The organism is Bacillus velezensis (genome assembly GCF_001461825.1).
GTDB classification, from domain to species: domain Bacteria; phylum Bacillota; class Bacilli; order Bacillales; family Bacillaceae; genus Bacillus; species Bacillus velezensis.
Window position 1 is genome coordinate 729,972 of sequence record NZ_LLZC01000012.1, and the last position, 17,328, is coordinate 747,299.

19 protein-coding genes are annotated in these 17,328 nt (G+C 46.7%); all 19 read left to right on the forward strand.

Going from position 1 to position 17,328, the window contains the following annotated elements:
* The first annotated feature begins 79 nt into the window (after positions 1 to 79).
* Entirely contained in the window at positions 80 to 1,558 is a 1,479-nt protein-coding gene (gene spoIVA / locus AR442_RS07680; RefSeq protein WP_003153438.1) for a stage IV sporulation protein A, read from the forward strand.
* A 374-nt stretch (positions 1,559 to 1,932) separates the two neighbouring features.
* Entirely contained in the window at positions 1,933 to 2,211 is a 279-nt protein-coding gene (hbs, locus tag AR442_RS07685) for a non-specific DNA-binding protein Hbs (protein ID WP_003153447.1), read from the forward strand.
* A gap of 186 nt (positions 2,212 to 2,397) precedes the next feature.
* Positions 2,398 to 2,970: a GTP cyclohydrolase I FolE gene (gene folE / locus AR442_RS07690; protein ID WP_003153448.1), complete on the forward strand. Its 573-nt coding sequence runs from the start codon at positions 2,398 to 2,400 to the stop codon at positions 2,968 to 2,970.
* Between the two features lie 20 nt (positions 2,971 to 2,990).
* Positions 2,991 to 3,218 carry a trp RNA-binding attenuation protein MtrB gene (gene mtrB, locus AR442_RS07695; RefSeq protein ID WP_003153449.1) on the forward strand — a complete coding sequence of 76 codons (228 nt, stop codon included), beginning with the start codon at positions 2,991 to 2,993 and terminating at the stop codon, positions 3,216 to 3,218.
* 156 nt (positions 3,219 to 3,374) lie between these two features.
* Positions 3,375 to 4,130 carry a heptaprenyl diphosphate synthase component 1 gene (hepS, locus tag AR442_RS07700; RefSeq protein WP_007409455.1) on the forward strand — a complete coding sequence of 252 codons (756 nt, stop codon included), beginning with the start codon at positions 3,375 to 3,377 and terminating at the stop codon, positions 4,128 to 4,130.
* A gap of 5 nt (positions 4,131 to 4,135) precedes the next feature.
* Positions 4,136 to 4,837: a demethylmenaquinone methyltransferase gene (gene menG / locus AR442_RS07705; protein ID WP_053284898.1), complete on the forward strand. Its 702-nt coding sequence runs from the start codon at positions 4,136 to 4,138 to the stop codon at positions 4,835 to 4,837.
* A 28-nt stretch (positions 4,838 to 4,865) separates the two neighbouring features.
* A complete protein-coding gene (gene hepT / locus AR442_RS07710) occupies positions 4,866 to 5,828 on the forward strand; it encodes a heptaprenyl diphosphate synthase component II (protein ID WP_003153454.1) in 963 nt (320 codons plus the stop codon).
* 120 nt (positions 5,829 to 5,948) lie between these two features.
* The gene (ndk, locus tag AR442_RS07715; protein ID WP_007409456.1) at positions 5,949 to 6,395 is read left to right on the forward strand and encodes a nucleoside-diphosphate kinase; all 447 of its coding nucleotides are present in this window, start codon (positions 5,949 to 5,951) and stop codon (positions 6,393 to 6,395) included.
* A 189-nt stretch (positions 6,396 to 6,584) separates the two neighbouring features.
* On the forward strand, positions 6,585 to 7,355 hold the full coding sequence (locus AR442_RS07720) for a protein-glutamate O-methyltransferase (protein WP_053284897.1): 771 nt from the start codon (positions 6,585 to 6,587) through the stop codon (positions 7,353 to 7,355).
* Positions 7,356 to 7,426: 71 nt separating this feature from the next.
* Positions 7,427 to 8,599, forward strand: a complete 1,173-nt coding sequence (gene aroC, locus AR442_RS07725; RefSeq protein ID WP_029973644.1) for a chorismate synthase — start codon at positions 7,427 to 7,429, stop codon at positions 8,597 to 8,599.
* On the forward strand, positions 8,599 to 9,687 hold the full coding sequence (aroB, locus tag AR442_RS07730; protein WP_053284896.1) for a 3-dehydroquinate synthase: 1,089 nt from the start codon (positions 8,599 to 8,601) through the stop codon (positions 9,685 to 9,687). The genes aroC and aroB overlap by 1 nt, the downstream gene beginning before the upstream one ends.
* Complete coding sequence (aroH, locus tag AR442_RS07735; RefSeq protein WP_003153463.1) at positions 9,684 to 10,067, forward strand: chorismate mutase; 384 nt, start codon at positions 9,684 to 9,686, stop codon at positions 10,065 to 10,067. The genes aroB and aroH overlap by 4 nt, the downstream gene beginning before the upstream one ends.
* A gap of 223 nt (positions 10,068 to 10,290) precedes the next feature.
* On the forward strand, positions 10,291 to 11,838 hold the full coding sequence (trpE, locus tag AR442_RS07740) for an anthranilate synthase component I (RefSeq protein ID WP_053284895.1): 1,548 nt from the start codon (positions 10,291 to 10,293) through the stop codon (positions 11,836 to 11,838).
* Entirely contained in the window at positions 11,810 to 12,826 is a 1,017-nt protein-coding gene (gene trpD, locus AR442_RS07745) for an anthranilate phosphoribosyltransferase (RefSeq protein WP_017418038.1), read from the forward strand. The genes trpE and trpD overlap by 29 nt, the downstream gene beginning before the upstream one ends.
* Positions 12,819 to 13,571 carry an indole-3-glycerol phosphate synthase TrpC gene (gene trpC, locus AR442_RS07750; protein ID WP_029973645.1) on the forward strand — a complete coding sequence of 251 codons (753 nt, stop codon included), beginning with the start codon at positions 12,819 to 12,821 and terminating at the stop codon, positions 13,569 to 13,571. The genes trpD and trpC overlap by 8 nt, the downstream gene beginning before the upstream one ends.
* Positions 13,572 to 13,575: 4 nt before the next feature.
* Complete coding sequence (locus AR442_RS07755) at positions 13,576 to 14,229, forward strand: phosphoribosylanthranilate isomerase (RefSeq protein ID WP_053284894.1); 654 nt, start codon at positions 13,576 to 13,578, stop codon at positions 14,227 to 14,229.
* Positions 14,210 to 15,412, forward strand: coding sequence for a tryptophan synthase subunit beta (gene trpB / locus AR442_RS07760; RefSeq protein WP_053284893.1), 1,203 nt, complete (start codon positions 14,210 to 14,212; stop codon positions 15,410 to 15,412). Before AR442_RS07755 ends, trpB begins: the two co-directional genes overlap by 20 nt.
* Positions 15,405 to 16,202: a tryptophan synthase subunit alpha gene (gene trpA / locus AR442_RS07765; RefSeq protein ID WP_053284892.1), complete on the forward strand. Its 798-nt coding sequence runs from the start codon at positions 15,405 to 15,407 to the stop codon at positions 16,200 to 16,202. Before trpB ends, trpA begins: the two co-directional genes overlap by 8 nt.
* Before the next feature lie 11 nt (positions 16,203 to 16,213).
* Positions 16,214 to 17,296: a histidinol-phosphate transaminase gene (gene hisC / locus AR442_RS07770; RefSeq protein ID WP_014418253.1), complete on the forward strand. Its 1,083-nt coding sequence runs from the start codon at positions 16,214 to 16,216 to the stop codon at positions 17,294 to 17,296.
* Positions 17,297 to 17,328 lie beyond the last annotated feature (32 nt).

The window sequence follows — 17,328 nt, forward strand, 5'->3', positions numbered from 1 at the left end:
TACACATATAGTGTCCTGTATTTGATTGGAGAATGGTGAATGAAAAATGATAAGGATAGGAAGTCCGGGAGGGGATCACTTGGAAAAGGTCGATATTTTCAAGGATATCGCTGAACGAACAGGGGGCGATATATACTTAGGAGTCGTTGGCGCTGTCCGTACAGGGAAATCTACATTCATTAAAAAATTTATGGAGCTCGTGGTGCTCCCGAATATCAGCAATGAGGCCGATCGAGCGCGGGCGCAGGATGAGCTTCCGCAAAGCGCAGCAGGAAAAACGATAATGACCACAGAACCAAAATTTGTCCCGAATCAAGCCATGTCCGTTCATGTCGCGGAAGGACTTGATGTCAACATCCGGCTTGTGGATTGTGTGGGATATACGGTTCCCGGGGCGAAGGGATATGAGGATGAAAACGGCCCGAGGATGATCAATACACCTTGGTACGAAGAACCGATTCCCTTTCATGAGGCAGCGGAAATCGGTACGAGAAAAGTCATCCAGGAACACTCCACAATCGGGGTCGTCATTACGACAGACGGCTCAATCGGCGATATTGCGCGGGGCGATTACGTGGAAGCGGAAGAAAGAGTCATCGACGAGCTGAAGGAAGTCGGCAAACCGTTTATTATGGTCATCAACTCGGTAAAACCGTACCACCCGGAAACAGAAGCTCTCAGAGCTGAATTAAGCGCGAAATATGATATTCCCGTCCTCGCCATGAGTGTTGAAAGCATGCGGGAAACAGATGTGTTAAGCGTCCTCAGAGAAGCGCTTTACGAGTTCCCTGTTCTGGAAGTCAATGTCAACCTTCCGAGCTGGGTCATGGTGCTGAAGGAAAATCACTGGCTCAGAGAGAGCTACCAGGAATCAGTGAAAGAAACCGTAAAAGATATTAAACGCCTGCGCGATGTCGACCGGGTTGTCGGCCACTTCAGTGAATTTGAGTTTATTGAAAGCGCCGGTCTGGCCGGAATCGAACTTGGCCAGGGTGTCGCAGAAATTGATTTGTATGCGCCGGATCATTTATATGACCAGATTTTAAAAGAAGTGGTCGGCGTTGAAATCCGGGGGAAAGACCACCTGCTTGAATTAATGCAGGACTTCGCCCACGCGAAAAAAGAATATGATCAGGTATCAGATGCGCTGAAAATGGTGAAACAGACCGGCTACGGCATTGCCGCCCCGGCCTTAACCGATATGAGCCTTGATGAACCGGAAATCATCAGGCAGGGATCAAGGTTCGGAGTAAGACTCAAAGCGGTCGCTCCGTCCATTCATATGATCAAAGTGGATGTGGAAAGTGAATTCGCGCCGATCATCGGGACGGAAAAACAAAGTGAAGAACTTGTCCGCTACTTAATGCAGGACTTTGAAGATGATCCGCTTTCTATCTGGAACTCCGATATTTTCGGCAGATCATTGAGCTCTATCGTAAGAGAAGGAATCTCCGCAAAACTGTCACTCATGCCGGAAAATGCGAGATATAAACTGAAAGAAACGCTGGAGAGAATTATTAACGAAGGCTCAGGCGGCCTGATCGCCATTATTTTGTAAGCTGAAGGACCTCTTCCTGAAACGGGGGGTCTTTTTTTATTCTTTTTAGATACTGGAAATCAATCAAGGATTAGGAGGAAAAAAGCAAAAAAAGGAATATTTGTTCGGTAAAACACGTGAAAACCTTGACGAGCAAGGGATTGAGGCTTTAAAATGCTTGATATGGCTTTTTATATGTGTTACTCTACATACAGAAAATCTTCACTTTGTTGGACAAACATTCCTCAAAGTGTCTGTTTTCTTATGAAAAGCCGTTTACTTGTCTGTTCTTCCCTGCTTTGATTTTTTATCAGACAGGTTTAGAATCAGGCTGAACTGTGAAGAAATGATAATAAACTGCTGATTTGATACCCTTTTGGGAGGAGGTGAAAGGCATGAACAAGACAGAACTAATCAATGCGGTTGCTGAAGCAAGCGAATTGTCTAAAAAAGACGCTACAAAAGCAGTTGATTCTGTTTTTGATACGATTTTAGATGCACTTAAAAACGGTGATAAAATCCAACTGATCGGTTTCGGTAACTTTGAGGTGCGCGAGCGCTCTGCACGTAAAGGACGTAACCCGCAAACAGGTGAAGAAATCGAAATCCCTGCAAGCAAGGTACCTGCTTTCAAACCAGGTAAAGCTCTTAAAGACGCTGTTGCAGGAAAATAATTGTGAATATAGATCGTGTATGCATCTGATACATACACTTTGTTTCTTCACAGAAAAGCCCCTTGATAAAGGGGCTTTTCATATTTAAGCAGCCTTGGTCACCGGGCAGGACTTTCGTTTTGCTTTTGGCGCGGCAAATGTGCTAGAATCGAAATTAAATGTATTCAATGGTGGAGGACACAGACAATGAAAGAAGTTAATAAAGAACAGATTGAACAGGCGGTTCGCCAGATTTTAGAGGCGATTGGAGAAGACCCGGACCGGGAAGGGCTTTTAGATACGCCGAAACGCGTGGCAAAAATGTACGCGGAAGTATTCTCGGGATTAAACGAAGACCCGAAAGAACACTTTAAAACCGTTTTCGGAGAAGACCATGAGGAGCTTGTTCTTGTAAAAGATATCGCGTTTCATTCCATGTGTGAACATCACCTTGTTCCTTTTTACGGAAAAGCGCATATTGCCTACATTCCGCGCGGCGGCAAAGTGACGGGCCTGAGTAAATTGGCGCGGGCGGTGGAAGCCGTCTCAAAACGCCCGCAGCTGCAGGAGCGCATCACTTCAACGATTGCCGAAAGCATCGTAGAGACCTTAGATCCCCACGGCGTCATGGTTGTCGTCGAAGCTGAGCATATGTGCATGACGATGAGGGGCGTAAGAAAGCCGGGTGCAAAAACAGTGACTTCCGCTGTAAGAGGTATTTTTAAAGATGACGCAGCGGCGCGTTCCGAAGTGTTAGAACATATTAAACGTGCGGATTAATAATGATAGAGGGTGCAGATATGAATTCAAAGCATTCAAGTGATTTTGTCGTCATTAAAGCGGTCGAGGACGGCGTGAACGTCATCGGTTTAACGAGAGGAACGGATACGAAATTTCACCATTCCGAAAAACTGGACAAAGGCGAAGTAATTATCGCTCAGTTTACTGAGCATACCTCTGCCATCAAAGTGAGAGGCAACGCCCTCATCCAGACCGCTTACGGAGAAATGAACAGCGAAAAAAAATAAGCCGGCTGTTTCCCGCTTTTGCCAAATGCCCGCAAACGGCGGGAGAATACAGCCAATTTCTTTTTTTTATGCTATAATGATACCTGCGTATAATAATGACGAGTAAATCTCATACATATTAGAATAAATGTGAATTTGGGGACAAGGGTGATATTTTTGCAAGACATCTACGGAACTTTAGCGAATCTAAATACGAAATTAAAACAAAAGCTGTCTCATCCTTATTTAGCGAAACATATTTCTGCGCCTAAAATCGATGAGGATAAGCTTCTTCTTTTTCACGCTTTGTTTGAAGAGGCGGACATTAAGAACAACGACAGAGAAAATTACATAGTAACTGCGATGCTTGTCCAAAGCGCCCTTGATACCCACGATGAAGTGACAACAGCCAGAGCGTTAAAGCGAGACGAAAATAAAAACCGGCAGCTCACCGTGCTTGCCGGCGACTATTTCAGCGGACTGTATTATTCGCTTTTATCTGAAATGAAGGATATCTATATGATACGGACGCTCGCTACGGCAATTAAAGAAATCAATGAGCATAAAATCCGTCTGTACGATCGGTCTGTCAATGACTTGAATCAATTGATCGAAAGCATGGCAATTGTGGAAGCGGCCCTGTTTCACAGAGTGTCAGACCACTTTAATCTTCCGCGCTGGAAAGAGCTGGCGAGTGATTTTTTTGTATATAAGCGGCTGATGAACGGCAATGCTATATTTCTCGATGTCATCGGCAATATTGTAAAGTCAGGGAAATCAAAGGCTGACATAATGGAAGATAGCTTCCGAAAGGCAAAGCAAAGCATTGAAACGCTGCTGCCGCTCAATTCACCAATCCAAAACCTAATGCTGAACCGGCTTAAGGCGATCAGCCAGGACAAAACATATCATCAGAAAGTGGAAGAAGGGTAATCAACATGCAGGAGTCAAAAGAACAGCGCGTACACGGCGTGTTTGAAAAAATCTATAAAAATTATGACCAAATGAACTCTGTTATCAGTTTTCAGCAGCATAAAAAATGGCGCGATAAAACGATGCAGATCATGAATGTAAAAGAAGGCGCAAAAGCGCTTGATGTCTGCTGCGGAACGGCTGACTGGACGATTGCCCTCGCAGAAGCGGCCGGAAAAAACGGCGAAATCAAAGGACTGGATTTCAGCAAAAATATGCTGAGCATCGGTGAGAAAAAAGTGAAAGAGGGCGGTTACAGCCAAATTGAGCTTTTGCACGGAAATGCGATGGAGCTTCCTTTCGCTGATGATTCTTTTGATTTTGTCACCATCGGCTTCGGGCTGCGAAACGTTCCCGACTATCTGACCGTGCTGAAAGAAATGCGGCGGGTCGTCAAACCGGGCGGGCAGGTCGTATGTCTGGAAACATCCCAGCCGGAAATGTTCGGATTCAGACAGGCATATTTTCTTTATTTTAAATACATCATGCCTTTCTTCGGAAAAATGTTTGCGAAGAGCTATAAAGAATATTCTTGGCTTCAAGAATCGGCAAGAGAATTTCCCGGTATGAAAGAACTTGCGCGTCTGTTTGAAGAAGCGGGCCTGACGAATGTCAAATACCATTCGTTTACCGGCGGAGTGGCCGCTACGCATATCGGTTGGAAATGATGAATATACAGATGTTTGGGTGAATGATATGAAATTTAAAATGGCCTATTCTTTTTTAAATGACGATATTGATGTGATCGAAAGGGAGCTTGAGCAAACGGTGCGGTCAGACTATCCCTTGCTGAGTGAAGCCGGGCTCCATCTGCTCCAGGCGGGAGGCAAGCGGATCCGCCCCGTTTTCGTATTGCTTTCCGGCATGTTCGGCGACTATGACATTAATAAAATAAAATATGTTGCGGTGACGCTGGAAATGATTCATATGGCGTCCCTCGTGCATGACGACGTCATTGATGACGCCGAGCTGCGGAGGGGAAAACCGACCATCAAAGCCAAGTGGGACAACCGCATCGCCATGTATACCGGTGATTATATGCTTGCGGGCTCACTTGAGATGATGACGAGATTGGATGAGCCGAAAGCCCACCGGATCCTGTCCAAAACCATCGTAGAAGTATGCCTCGGAGAAATTGAACAGATCAGAGATAAATACAATATGGAGCAAAACCTCAGAACCTATTTGCGCCGCATCAAACGGAAAACGGCTCTTCTCATTGCCGTCAGCTGCCAGCTCGGCGCCATCGCTTCGGGAGCTGATGAGAAGATTCATAAAGCATTATATTGGTTCGGTTATTATGTGGGCATGTCCTATCAGATTATTGACGACATTCTTGATTTCACTTCAACGGAAGAGGAACTGGGAAAACCGGTCGGAGGGGATCTGCTGCAAGGAAATGTCACTCTGCCCGTTTTGTACGCGCTCCGTCAGCCTGAATTGAAAAATCAGCTGAAATTAATTAACAGTGAAACAACACAGGAGCAGCTCGCCCCCATTATTGAAAATATTAAACGCACAGACGCGATTGAAAAATCAATGGCCGTCAGTGACAGGTACTTAAAAAAAGCGTTTGAAAAACTGAATACACTGCCGAGAGGACGTGCGCGCTCATCATTGGCCGCCATCGCCAAATATATCGGCAAACGGAAATTTTAAATTCCTTTTACGAACAAGATGTGAACATTCTCCGCCCTGGATTGATTAATTGTCAGAAAGATGTTACGATTTCGGTGTGCAACTTGAAAGCCTATACATAATGATGGGGTGGAGAATCTTATGGAAAAAACTTTTATCATGGTAAAACCGGACGGCGTACAGCGCCAGCTGATCGGAGAGATTTTATCCAGATTTGAGCGTAAGGGCTTACAATTGGCAGGAGCCAAGCTAATGCAAGTTTCAGAACAGATGGCTGAAAACCATTATGCTGAACATAAAGGGAAGCCGTTTTTCGGCGAGCTTGTGGAATTCATTACATCAGGACCCGTATTTGCAATGGTATGGGAAGGGGAAAATGTAGTAGAGATCACAAGACAGCTGATCGGAAAAACGAACCCGAAAGATGCACTGCCGGGCACGATCCGCGGTGACTACGGCATGTTTGTCGGCAAAAATATCATTCACGGTTCAGACTCCTTAGAAAGCGCTGAGCGGGAAATTCACATTTTCTTTAAACAGGAAGAGCTTGTACCGTATCAAAAATTAATGGCCGACTGGGTGTACTAAACCGTCAGCCTTTCTTTTTCTCGTATTATGAAAAGGTTTACATCATTTATGAAAGACAGAGGCTGTGTTGCCCTGTCTTTTCGTTTCTCACAAATCAGCCCGCGGGCTGATTTTTTTATTGAAATCGTACAAATTAGAAAGAAAACAGGCTATACTAGGACAAAAGACAGCGAGATTGGGAGAGAAGCAATGGAGCCTTACGACATTTTTATCACCAAGTGGAAACAAATAACCGGCGTTGATTTATCTTTATACAAAGAAGCACAGATGAAAAGGCGGCTTACGTCCCTTTATGAAAAGAAGGGGTTCAGAGATTTTCAGGAATTTGCCGCCGCTTTGGAAAAGGACAAGCTTTTATTAAACGAAACATTGGACAGAATGACGATCAATGTTTCTGAATTTTACCGAAATTATAAACGGTGGGAAGTTCTTGAAACCTCAATTCTTCCGTTAATAAAGCATAACAAACCGTTAAAAATATGGAGTGCGGCCTGTTCAACGGGAGAGGAACCCTATACTTTGGCTATGATTCTGAATCAGCAGCCGGAATTGGCCGGATTTGATATATTGGCGACAGATATTGATGAAAAGGCGCTCAGCAAAGCCAAGCGGGGCATCTATCAGGAACGCTCGCTGCAAGAGGTGCCGGCTTCCGTGAAAAGCCGTTATTTCACCAAGCAGGCTGACAACAGCTATCAAGTAAAACAAGAGATTCAGAAAAACATCCGGTTTAAGTGGCACAACCTGCTTGCCGACAGCTATGAACAGGATTTTGACCTGATCGTCTGCCGCAACGTCTTTATTTATTTTACTGAAAAAGCAAAAGAAGAGCTGTATGTGAAAATGGCGGGCAGTCTGAAAAAGAACGGAATTCTGTTTGTCGGCAGTACAGAACAAATTTTCAGCCCGGAAAAATTCGGCCTTGAGAGCACTGATACATTTTTTTATCAAAAAAGATAGAAGACATTTAATGAAAACTTGTGTTATAGTTTTACTTAAAAGCGTTAATGCGATGAAGGGAGAAAAAAGAAATGAGATACTTAACAGCCGGAGAATCACACGGTCCGCAGCTGACGACAATTATAGAAGGTGTGCCTGCGGGGCTTTATATAACTGAAGAAGACATTAATTTTGAGCTTGCCAGACGTCAAAAAGGGCACGGCCGCGGACGCCGCATGCAGATTGAAACGGACAGAGCGAAGATCACGAGCGGCGTGCGGCATGGCCGGACACTCGGTTCACCTATCGCGCTCGTTGTAGAGAATAAAGATTGGACTCACTGGACAAAAATCATGGGCGCCGCACCGATTACAGAAGAAGAAGAAAGTGAAATGAAACGCCAGATTTCAAGACCGAGACCGGGACACGCAGATTTGAACGGTGCTATTAAGTATAATCACCGCGATATGAGAAATGTGTTAGAACGATCTTCCGCGCGTGAGACAACGGTTCGCGTGGCTGCCGGAGCCGTCGCTAAAAAGATTTTAGCGGAGCTTGGCATTAAAGTCGCCGGGCATGTCCTGCAAATCGGCAGCGTAAAAGCAGAGAAAACCGATTACACATCCATTGAGGATCTCAAACGGGTAACGGAAGAATCACCGGTCAGATGCTACGATGAAGAAGCTGGCCGTCAAATGATGGCAGCCATTGATGAAGCGAAGGCAAACGGCGACTCGATCGGCGGAATCGTTGAAGTGATCGTCGAAGGTATGCCGGTCGGTGTCGGAAGCTATGTCCACTATGACCGTAAGCTGGACAGCAAGCTTGCTGCTGCCGTTCTGTCGATTAACGCGTTTAAAGGCGTAGAATTCGGCATCGGTTTTGAAGCGGCCGGCAAAAACGGCAGTGAAGTTCATGATGAAATCGTATGGGATGAAGAGAAAGGCTATACACGCGCCACAAACAGGCTCGGAGGATTAGAAGGCGGTATGACGACGGGAATGCCGATTGTCGTCCGCGGCGTTATGAAACCGATCCCTACTTTGTACAAGCCGCTGAAAAGCGTCGACATTGAAACGAAAGAACCGTTTACAGCGAGCATTGAACGTTCAGACAGCTGCGCGGTTCCGGCAGCAAGCGTAGTGGCTGAAGCAGCAGTGGCCTGGGAAATCGCAAATGCCGTCGTCGAACAATTCGGGCTTGACCAGATCGACCGCATTAAAGAAAATGTTGAAAACATGAAAAAACTATCGAGGGAATTCTGATGAAAGAGCTTGAGGTTCGGACAGCTACCTCCGCATATCCCGTGTATATCGGTGAAGGCATAAGGAAACAGGCCGCTGCCCTTTTGTCTTCACTGAACAGGCCGCTGACAAAGATCCTTCTCATCATCGATGCTGAAGTTGAGCGGCTTTACGGTGATGAGATGTTCCGGCTTTTAAACGAAACATGGCCCGTGAAAAAAGTGATCGTTCCAAGCGGAGAGGAAGCGAAGTCTCTAAAAGAGTATGAACGGATTCAAACGGAAGCGATCGCTTTCCATATGGACCGCTCCTCATGTATGATCGCCTTCGGAGGCGGCGTAACAGGTGATTTGGCCGGCTTTTGCGCAGCAACTTTTATGCGCGGAATTGATTTCATTCAAATGCCGACGACACTGCTTGCCCATGACAGCGCGGTCGGCGGCAAGGTGGCCGTCAACCATAAACTCGGAAAGAACTTAATCGGCGCGTTTTATCAGCCGAAAGCGGTGATTTACGATACGGAGCTTCTGAAAACCCTGCCGGAACAAGAGCTGAGATCGGGCATGGCTGAAGTGATCAAACACGCGTTTATCGCCGATCATGCTTTTTTAGAAAAACTTCTCACGTTTGACACGTTGCAAGGACTGACAAGCGCTGAGCTCAATGAAATGATTTATAAAGGAATTTCAATCAAATCGGCCGTCGTGCGCGAGGACGAAAAGGAAGAGGGGATAAGAGCTTTTCTGAATTTCGGCCATACGCTCGGCCATGCCGTTGAGGCGGAATACGGCTACGGCCGGATTACACATGGAGATGCGGTCGCCCTCGGCATGCAGTTTGCCCTTTACGTGAGTGAACAGGTTGCAGGTTGCAAGATGAACAGGAAAGAACTCACACAATGGCTGATTGGGCTCGGCTACCCGGGAAGCATCAGACAAGATATTGAAACGCCGGTTCTCTCCGCTCGGATGATGAATGATAAAAAAACGCGCGGAGGCATGACACAGTTCATCGTGTTAAAAGAATTAGGCGAAGCGCGGGACTGCATGCTTTCAAAAGATGAGCTCGAAAATTTGCTGAACAAATGGCGAATGGAGGAAACAGCATGATGATACGCGGCATTCGCGGAGCAACAACGGTGGAACAAGACACCGAACAAGAAATTTTAGAAAAAACACAGCAGCTGCTTGAAAAAATCATTGAACAAAATGGATGCAAGCCGGAAGACGTTGTGCAGATCCTGTTATCCGCCACGCCTGATATCCATTCCGTATTTCCGGCAAAAGCGGTCCGCCGCCTTTCCGGGTGGCAGTACGTCCCGGTGACGTGTATGCAGGAAATGGATGTCACCGGCGCTCTGCAAAAGTGTATCCGTGTCCTGATGACGGTTCAGACGGATACGCCTCAGGATGAAATCAAACATGTCTATTTAGAAAAAGCCGTTGTGTTAAGGCCGGATTTATCATTGACAAAAAATACTGACATGTAATACGATAAACAAAGCTTAGAAATACACAAGAGTGTGTATAGAGCTGGTAAGTAAGATATTGAACAGTTGAGTTTAGAATAGGGTAGCAGAGAATGAGTTTAGCTGAGCTGAGATAAACACGTTTTTATTCTGCCCAAAAGAATCCTTTCTTTTGGGTTTATTTCTTATACGCAAGACTCCTCTCACTCTTCATCTCATTCTCCTTACCGTAAGGAGGAGAATCATGAATTTACAATCGGATGTTTCTTTATTTTTAAAGGACAGTCTGACACACCGCACCATTCCAATCGCAGAGACTTTTACGGTCGACACGATCACACCCATTCAGATGGTTGAAAAACTGGACAGAAACATTACGTATCTTTTAGAAAGCAAGGATGAGTCGTCAAGCTGGTCGAGATACTCTTTTATCGGCCTCGATCCTTTTATCACCATTAAAGAGAGTCATAACACATTCACTGCCGCTGATCCAAATGGGCATACGCTGTTTGAAGCGGGAGAATTAAAAGCCGTGCTTGACTGGATGAATGAGAGCTTCCGCATTAAAACACCCGAGCTTGATATCCCATTTTCGGGAGGGGCTGTCGGTTATCTGAGCTATGACATGATTCCTTTGATTGAGCCTTCCGTGCCAAGCCACGCGAAAGAAACAGATTTCGAAAAATGCATGCTGTTTGTCTGCCGGAAAATCATCGCGTACGACCACGAAACGAAACAAGTGCATTTCATTCAATATGCGGAGCTTAACGGTCGGGAGACGGAGGAAGAAAAGCGGGCCGTTTTTAAAGAAAATTGCGCGGAGCTTCGTAAGCTTATCGGTATTTTGACAGAATCGAAAGATATGAAAGAGCCGTTTTTTTCTAAAGAAACGTTTGACACGCCAAGTTTTGCCGATGTGACATCCAATTATACGAAAGAAGAGTTTATGGCCGGTGTTAATAAACTGAAAGAATATATAAAAGCGGGAGACATTTTTCAAGGGGTGCTTTCGCAAAAGTTTGACATTCCGGTATCCAGACATTCATTTGAGCTGTACAGGGTGCTCCGCATCATCAATCCTTCACCCTATATGTACTATATCAAACTGCCTGACAGAGACATTGTCGGGAGTTCGCCTGAACGTCTGATCCGCGTGCATGACAGGCACCTGGAAATTCATCCGATTGCCGGAACGAGAAGAAGGGGCGCCGGAAAAGAAGAGGACGAACGCCTGAAAAAAGAGCTGATGAATGACGAAAAAGAAAAAGCTGAACATTACATGCTCGTCGATCTGGCGCGCAATGACATCGGCAGAGTTGCGGAGTACGGTTCCGTAGCCGTTCCGGAATTCACAAAGGTCGTTTCTTTTTCACATGTGATGCACATCATCTCTGTTGTAACCGGCCGTTTAAAACAGGGCGTCCATCCCGTTGACGCGCTGATGTCAGCATTCCCGGCAGGAACACTCACGGGCGCTCCCAAAATCCGCGCGATGCAGCTTTTAAATGAATTAGAACCGACTTCCAGAGAAACCTACGGCGGATGTATCGCTTATATCGGATTTGACGGGTCAATTGATTCGTGTATTACCATCCGCACCATGAGTGTCAAAAACGGTACGGCATCGGTGCAGGCGGGCGCGGGAATAGTCGCCGATTCCGTCCCGGAAGCCGAATATGAAGAAAGCTGTAACAAAGCGGGGGCGCTTTTAAAAACGATTCAAATCGCAGAAGACATCTTTTCTGGCGGGGAGGAGAAGACGGATGAACAAATTTCTGCAATCTTGCGTTAATGGCCGTACGCTGAAAATTGGAGAAGCCGAAAAGCTGATGGAGATGATGATGAACGGGGACATGTCGCAGTCTGAGATCGGCGGGATTTTATCGGTATTAGCCCACCGGGGTGAAACGGCGGAGGAGCTTGCCGGATTTGTAAAAGTGATGCGGGCGCGGGCACAGACATCAGGTGGCTTGGCGGATGTCGTTGATACGTGCGGAACAGGCGGAGACGGGATTTCTACGTTTAACATATCCACGGCAGCGGCGATTACAGCTTCTGCCGCCGGAGCTAAAGTTGCCAAGCACGGAAATCGCTCCGTTTCGTCTAAAAGCGGCAGCGCGGATGTGCTGGAAAAGCTGGGGGTTTCCATTCAAGCCACTCCAGAAAGCGTTAAACGCAGCATTGAAATGAAACAAATGGGGTTTTTGTTTGCGCCGCTGTTTCATTCGTCAATGAAGCACGTCGCCGCCGCAAGAAAAGAGCTTGGCTTCCGAACCGTATTTAATCTGCTGGGCCCGCTCAGCAACCCGCTGCAGGTGAAGCGGCAGGTGATCGGCGTCTATTCATTTGATAAAGCGCGCCTGATGGCAAGCGCTTTGGAACAATTTGATGTCAGACACGTCATGCTTGTGTCGGCCCGTGACGGATTAGATGAATTGTCCATCTCAGCACCGACCGATATCATTGAACTGAAAAACGGTGAACGTCTGGAATATTCCGTTTCACCTGAACAATTCGGTTTTGCAGAAGGTTCATTGAAGGATATTCAAGTGAGTTCATCGGAAGAAAGCGCGCTCCTCATTCAGAATATTTTTGCAAATAAAGCTCCGTCATCCGCTCTGCATATTACCGCCTTAAATGCGGGCGCGGCCATTTATACGGCAGGTCTTGCAAACGATCTGAAAGAAGGAACGAAAACCGCCTTAGAAGCGATTCAAAACGGAGATGCCAAAAGGCAGCTCGAACGTCTGAAACAGAAAGAGGAAGAAATGTATGCTTGATCAAATCATTCAGCAGAAAAAAGAAGAAATCAAATCCATCGTGCTGCCGGAAACCTGTCAAATTGAACGGAGATCCTTTAAAAAAGCGCTCCTGAACCCGAACCGTTTTATCGGGCTGATTGCCGAAGTGAAAAAAGCTTCGCCGTCTAAAGGATTGATTAAAGAGCATTTTGTTCCGGAAACGATTGCGGCGGATTATGAAGCGGCTAAAGCCGACGCCCTTTCAGTTCTCACGGATACCCGTTTTTTTCAGGGGAGAAATCAATTTCTGACAGATATTAAACAAACCGTGTCTCTACCCGTGCTGAGAAAAGATTTTATTATTGATTCCCTTCAGGTGGAGGAATCGTTCAGGATCGGCGCCGATGCCATTTTGCTGATCGGGGAAGCGCTGGAACCTTCAGAGCTTCATGAGCTTTATCTGGAAGCCCGCGAGAAGGGCATGGACGTTCTCGTTGAAGTCCATGATGAAACTGTGCTTGAACGGATTTTACAAGTGTTTCAGCCGGACATTCTCGGCATAAACAACCGGGACTTAAAAACGTTCCGTACTTCTGTTTCGCAAACGGAAAAAATAGCGCAGCTTGTACCGGACGGCTGCCTGCTGGTCAGCGAAAGCGGCATCGGTTCTTTGGCTGACCTGCAATTTGTCAACAAGCACGGGGCGCAGGCTGTATTGGCCGGAGAATCCTTAATGAGAGAGAATTCGCAGCAAAAGGCGATCCGCGGACTGTTCGGGGAGTGACGATATGAAAAAGCCTGAGTTAAAGTACTGCGGAATACGATCGAAGCGTGATTATGAACTTGCGGCAGCTTCAGAAGCGGATTATCTGGGATTTATTTTTGCCGCAAGCAAACGGAGAGTAACGCCGGATGAGATCCGGAAATGGAAAGAGCAGGTCCGGACAGACAAGAAACATGTCGGAGTATTTGTAAATGAAACGATAGAAAACATTGCTCAAATCGCCTCTGATCTGGCACTTGACGCCATCCAGCTTCACGGTGATGAATCGCCTGAGGATGCCCGCCGCCTCCGCCCGCTTGTGCGCTCGGAAATATGGAAAGCGCTCCATCACGGGGAAGGAACGCTCCGTCAGATGACTCAATTTGCACCTGCTGTCGACGGCTATGTCATTGATTCTTCAGTAAAAGGAATGAGAGGCGGCACGGGAATCGCGTTTTCATGGGCCCGTGTCCCCTTGTACCGAAAGCAGGCTCAAAATGCAAACAAGCGCTGTTTTATCGCGGGCGGCGTTAATCCTGGAACGATTACCGGCTTACTGAGATCGCGTCCGTGCGGTATAGATCTTGCCAGCGGAATTGAAAAAAACGGACAAAAGGATCAAACACTGATCCGGCTTTTAGAAGAAAGGATGAACCACTATGTATCCATATCCAAATGAAATCGGAAGATACGGCGAATTCGGCGGCAAATTTGTCCCTGAAACATTGATGCGGCCCCTTGAGGAAATCGAAACGGCTTTCACAGAATTAAAGAATGATCCCGTTTTTCATGCCGAATATAAAAAACTATTGTTTGATTACTCCGGAAGACCGACCGCATTAACGTTCGCAGACAGGGTGTCAGAGTATTTGGGAGGGGCGAAAATCTATCTGAAAAGAGAAGATTTAAACCATACCGGCTCTCATAAAATTAACAACGCGTTAGGCCAGATTCTGCTTGCCAAAAAGATGGGCAAAACGAAAATCATCGCCGAAACCGGTGCGGGACAGCACGGTGTGGCTGCCGCGACAGCCGCCGCAAAATTCGGCTTTAAGTGTACGGTTTTTATGGGTGAAGAAGACGTTGCGCGCCAGTCGCTGAACGTATTCCGGATGAAACTGCTCGGCGCGGAAGTGGTGCCGGTCACAAGCGGAAACGGCACGCTGAAAGATGCGACGAATGAGGCGATCAGGTATTGGGTCCAGCATTGTGAAGATCATTTCTATCTTATCGGTTCTGTAGTGGGGCCGCACCCATATCCGTATATCGTTCGCGAATTTCAGAAAATCATCGGCGAGGAAGCGAAAGAACAGCTCCGCCGGGTTGAAGGAACGCTCCCGGATAAGGTTGTTGCATGTGTCGGCGGCGGAAGCAATGCGATAGGCATTTTTCAGGCCTTTTTAGACGAAGATACTGAGCTGATCGGCGCCGAGGCTGCCGGAAAAGGAATTGATACACCGCTGCATGCGGCAACGATCGCAAAAGGGACGCTCGGGGTGATTCACGGTTCAATGACCTATTTAATACAAGATGAATACGGGCAGATTATCGAACCGTATTCCATTTCAGCAGGCCTTGATTACCCGGGGATCGGCCCTGAGCACGCCTATCTGCATAAAAGCGGCCGTGTAACGTACGAAAGCGTGACAGACGATGAAGCGATTGCCGCGTTACGTCTGCTTTCTGAAACAGAAGGTATTCTTCCGGCTATTGAATCTGCCCACGCTCTGGCAAAAGCGTTTGAAATGGCAAAAGACATGGATAAAGACAAAATCATTCTCGTCAGTTTGTCGGGAAGAGGAGATAAAGATGTTCATACGCTGATGAATGTTTTGGAAAACGGGGTGGAGACACATGTTTAATCTGCGAGATTCTGAAAAATTATTTATCCCTTTTATTACAGCTGGCGATCCGCTTCCTGACATTTCTGTTGAGCTGGCAATATCATTGCAGAATGCAGGCGCGTCTGCCCTTGAAATCGGCGTTCCTTACACAGATCCGCTTGCGGACGGACCCGTCATACAACGGGCTTCAAAACGGGCTCTGGAAAACGGAATGAATATCGTAAAAGCAATTGAACTTGGCGGCAAAATGAAAAAAAACGGCGTTCATATTCCAATTATCCTCTTTACGTATTATAATCCTGTGTTACAATTAGAAAAAGAACACTTTTTCGCTTTACTGCGGGAAAACGACATAGACGGTCTGCTTGTACCCGACCTTCCATTAGAGGAAAGCGCCCTTTTGCAAATGACATGCAAAAAGGAGAACATCGCTTATATCTCACTGGTTGCGCCGACAAGTGAAGACCGTTTGAAAATAATTACTGAACAGGCCTGCGGCTTTGTGTATTGTGTATCCTCTTTAGGAGTGACGGGCGTACGCAGCGAATTCGATCCGTCTGTATACTCTTTCATTCGTAAGGTGAAAGAATTCAGCTCTGTTCCGGTGGCGGTCGGTTTTGGCATTTCAAACCGCAAACAGGTTGACGGGATGAATGAAATATCTGACGGTGTCGTTGTCGGCAGCGCGCTTGTCAAAAAAATTGAAGAGCTTAAAACAAAGCTTGTGAATCCTGGCACAAGAGCTGATGCGCTTCTTGAATTTGAAGAATACGCAAAGACGTTCGGACGACTGTACAGTGTAAAATGAGGTGACTGGATTTGCAGATTAAAGAACAGCTGCGGCAGCTGAAACCGTATCAGCCGGGCAAACCAATAGAAGAAGTGAAAATGGAATACGGGCTTGAGAAAGTAGTAAAACTCGCTTCTAACGAAAATCCGTTCGGCTGTTCACAGGCCGCTAAAGATGCGCTGCATCAGGAGATTGAGCAGCTTGCGCTGTATCCCGACGGTTACAGTGCCGCTTTGAGAACGCGGCTCAGTGAGCATCTGCAGGTCAGTGAATCTTCTATTATTTTCGGCAACGGCTCTGATGAGCTTGTGCAGATTATCTGCCGTTCTTTATTAAATGATCAGGCAAACACGATTACCGCCGCCCCGACTTTCCCGCAATACAGACACAATGCGGTGATTGAAGGCGCTGAGGTGCGCGAGGTGCCGCTCCGCAGCGACGGCGCTCATGATTTGGACCGGATGCTGGAAGCAATTGACGGCAAGACGAAAGTCATATGGGTATGCAACCCCAATAATCCGACGGGGACATATACTTCTGAGCAAGAGCTAATCGCCTTTTTAAACAGAGTTCCCGAGCATATACTCGTTGTACTTGATGAAGCGTACTACGAGTATGTTACGGCGGAAGATTACCCAGAAAGCATTCCGCTTTTAAAGCAATATGCGAATGTCATGATCCTCCGCACCTTCTCTAAAGCGTACGGACTTGCCGCGCTGCGCGTCGGATACGGCATTGCGGACGAAGCGCTGATCCGCCAGATTGAACCGGCGAGAGAGCCGTTCAATACGAGCAGAATCGGTCAGGCTTCGGCACTGGCAGCGCTTGATGACCAGACATTTATTCAGGAATGCGTCGAGAAAAATAAAGCAGGCCTTAAGCAGTATTATGATTTTGCAGAAACTCACGGATTAACTTGTTATCCTTCACAAACCAACTTTGTGCTCATTGATTTTAACCGCCCGGCGGATGAACTGTTCCAAGCCCTGTTGGAAAAAGGATATATCGTCCGCTCAGGACAGGCGCTCGGATTTCCGACAGCGTTAAGGATTACGGTCGGTACGAAAGAGCAGAATGAGGAAATTCTCACAATTTTAGCTGCAATATTATAAGAGGTGATCAGGCATCACCTCTTTGCTCTATT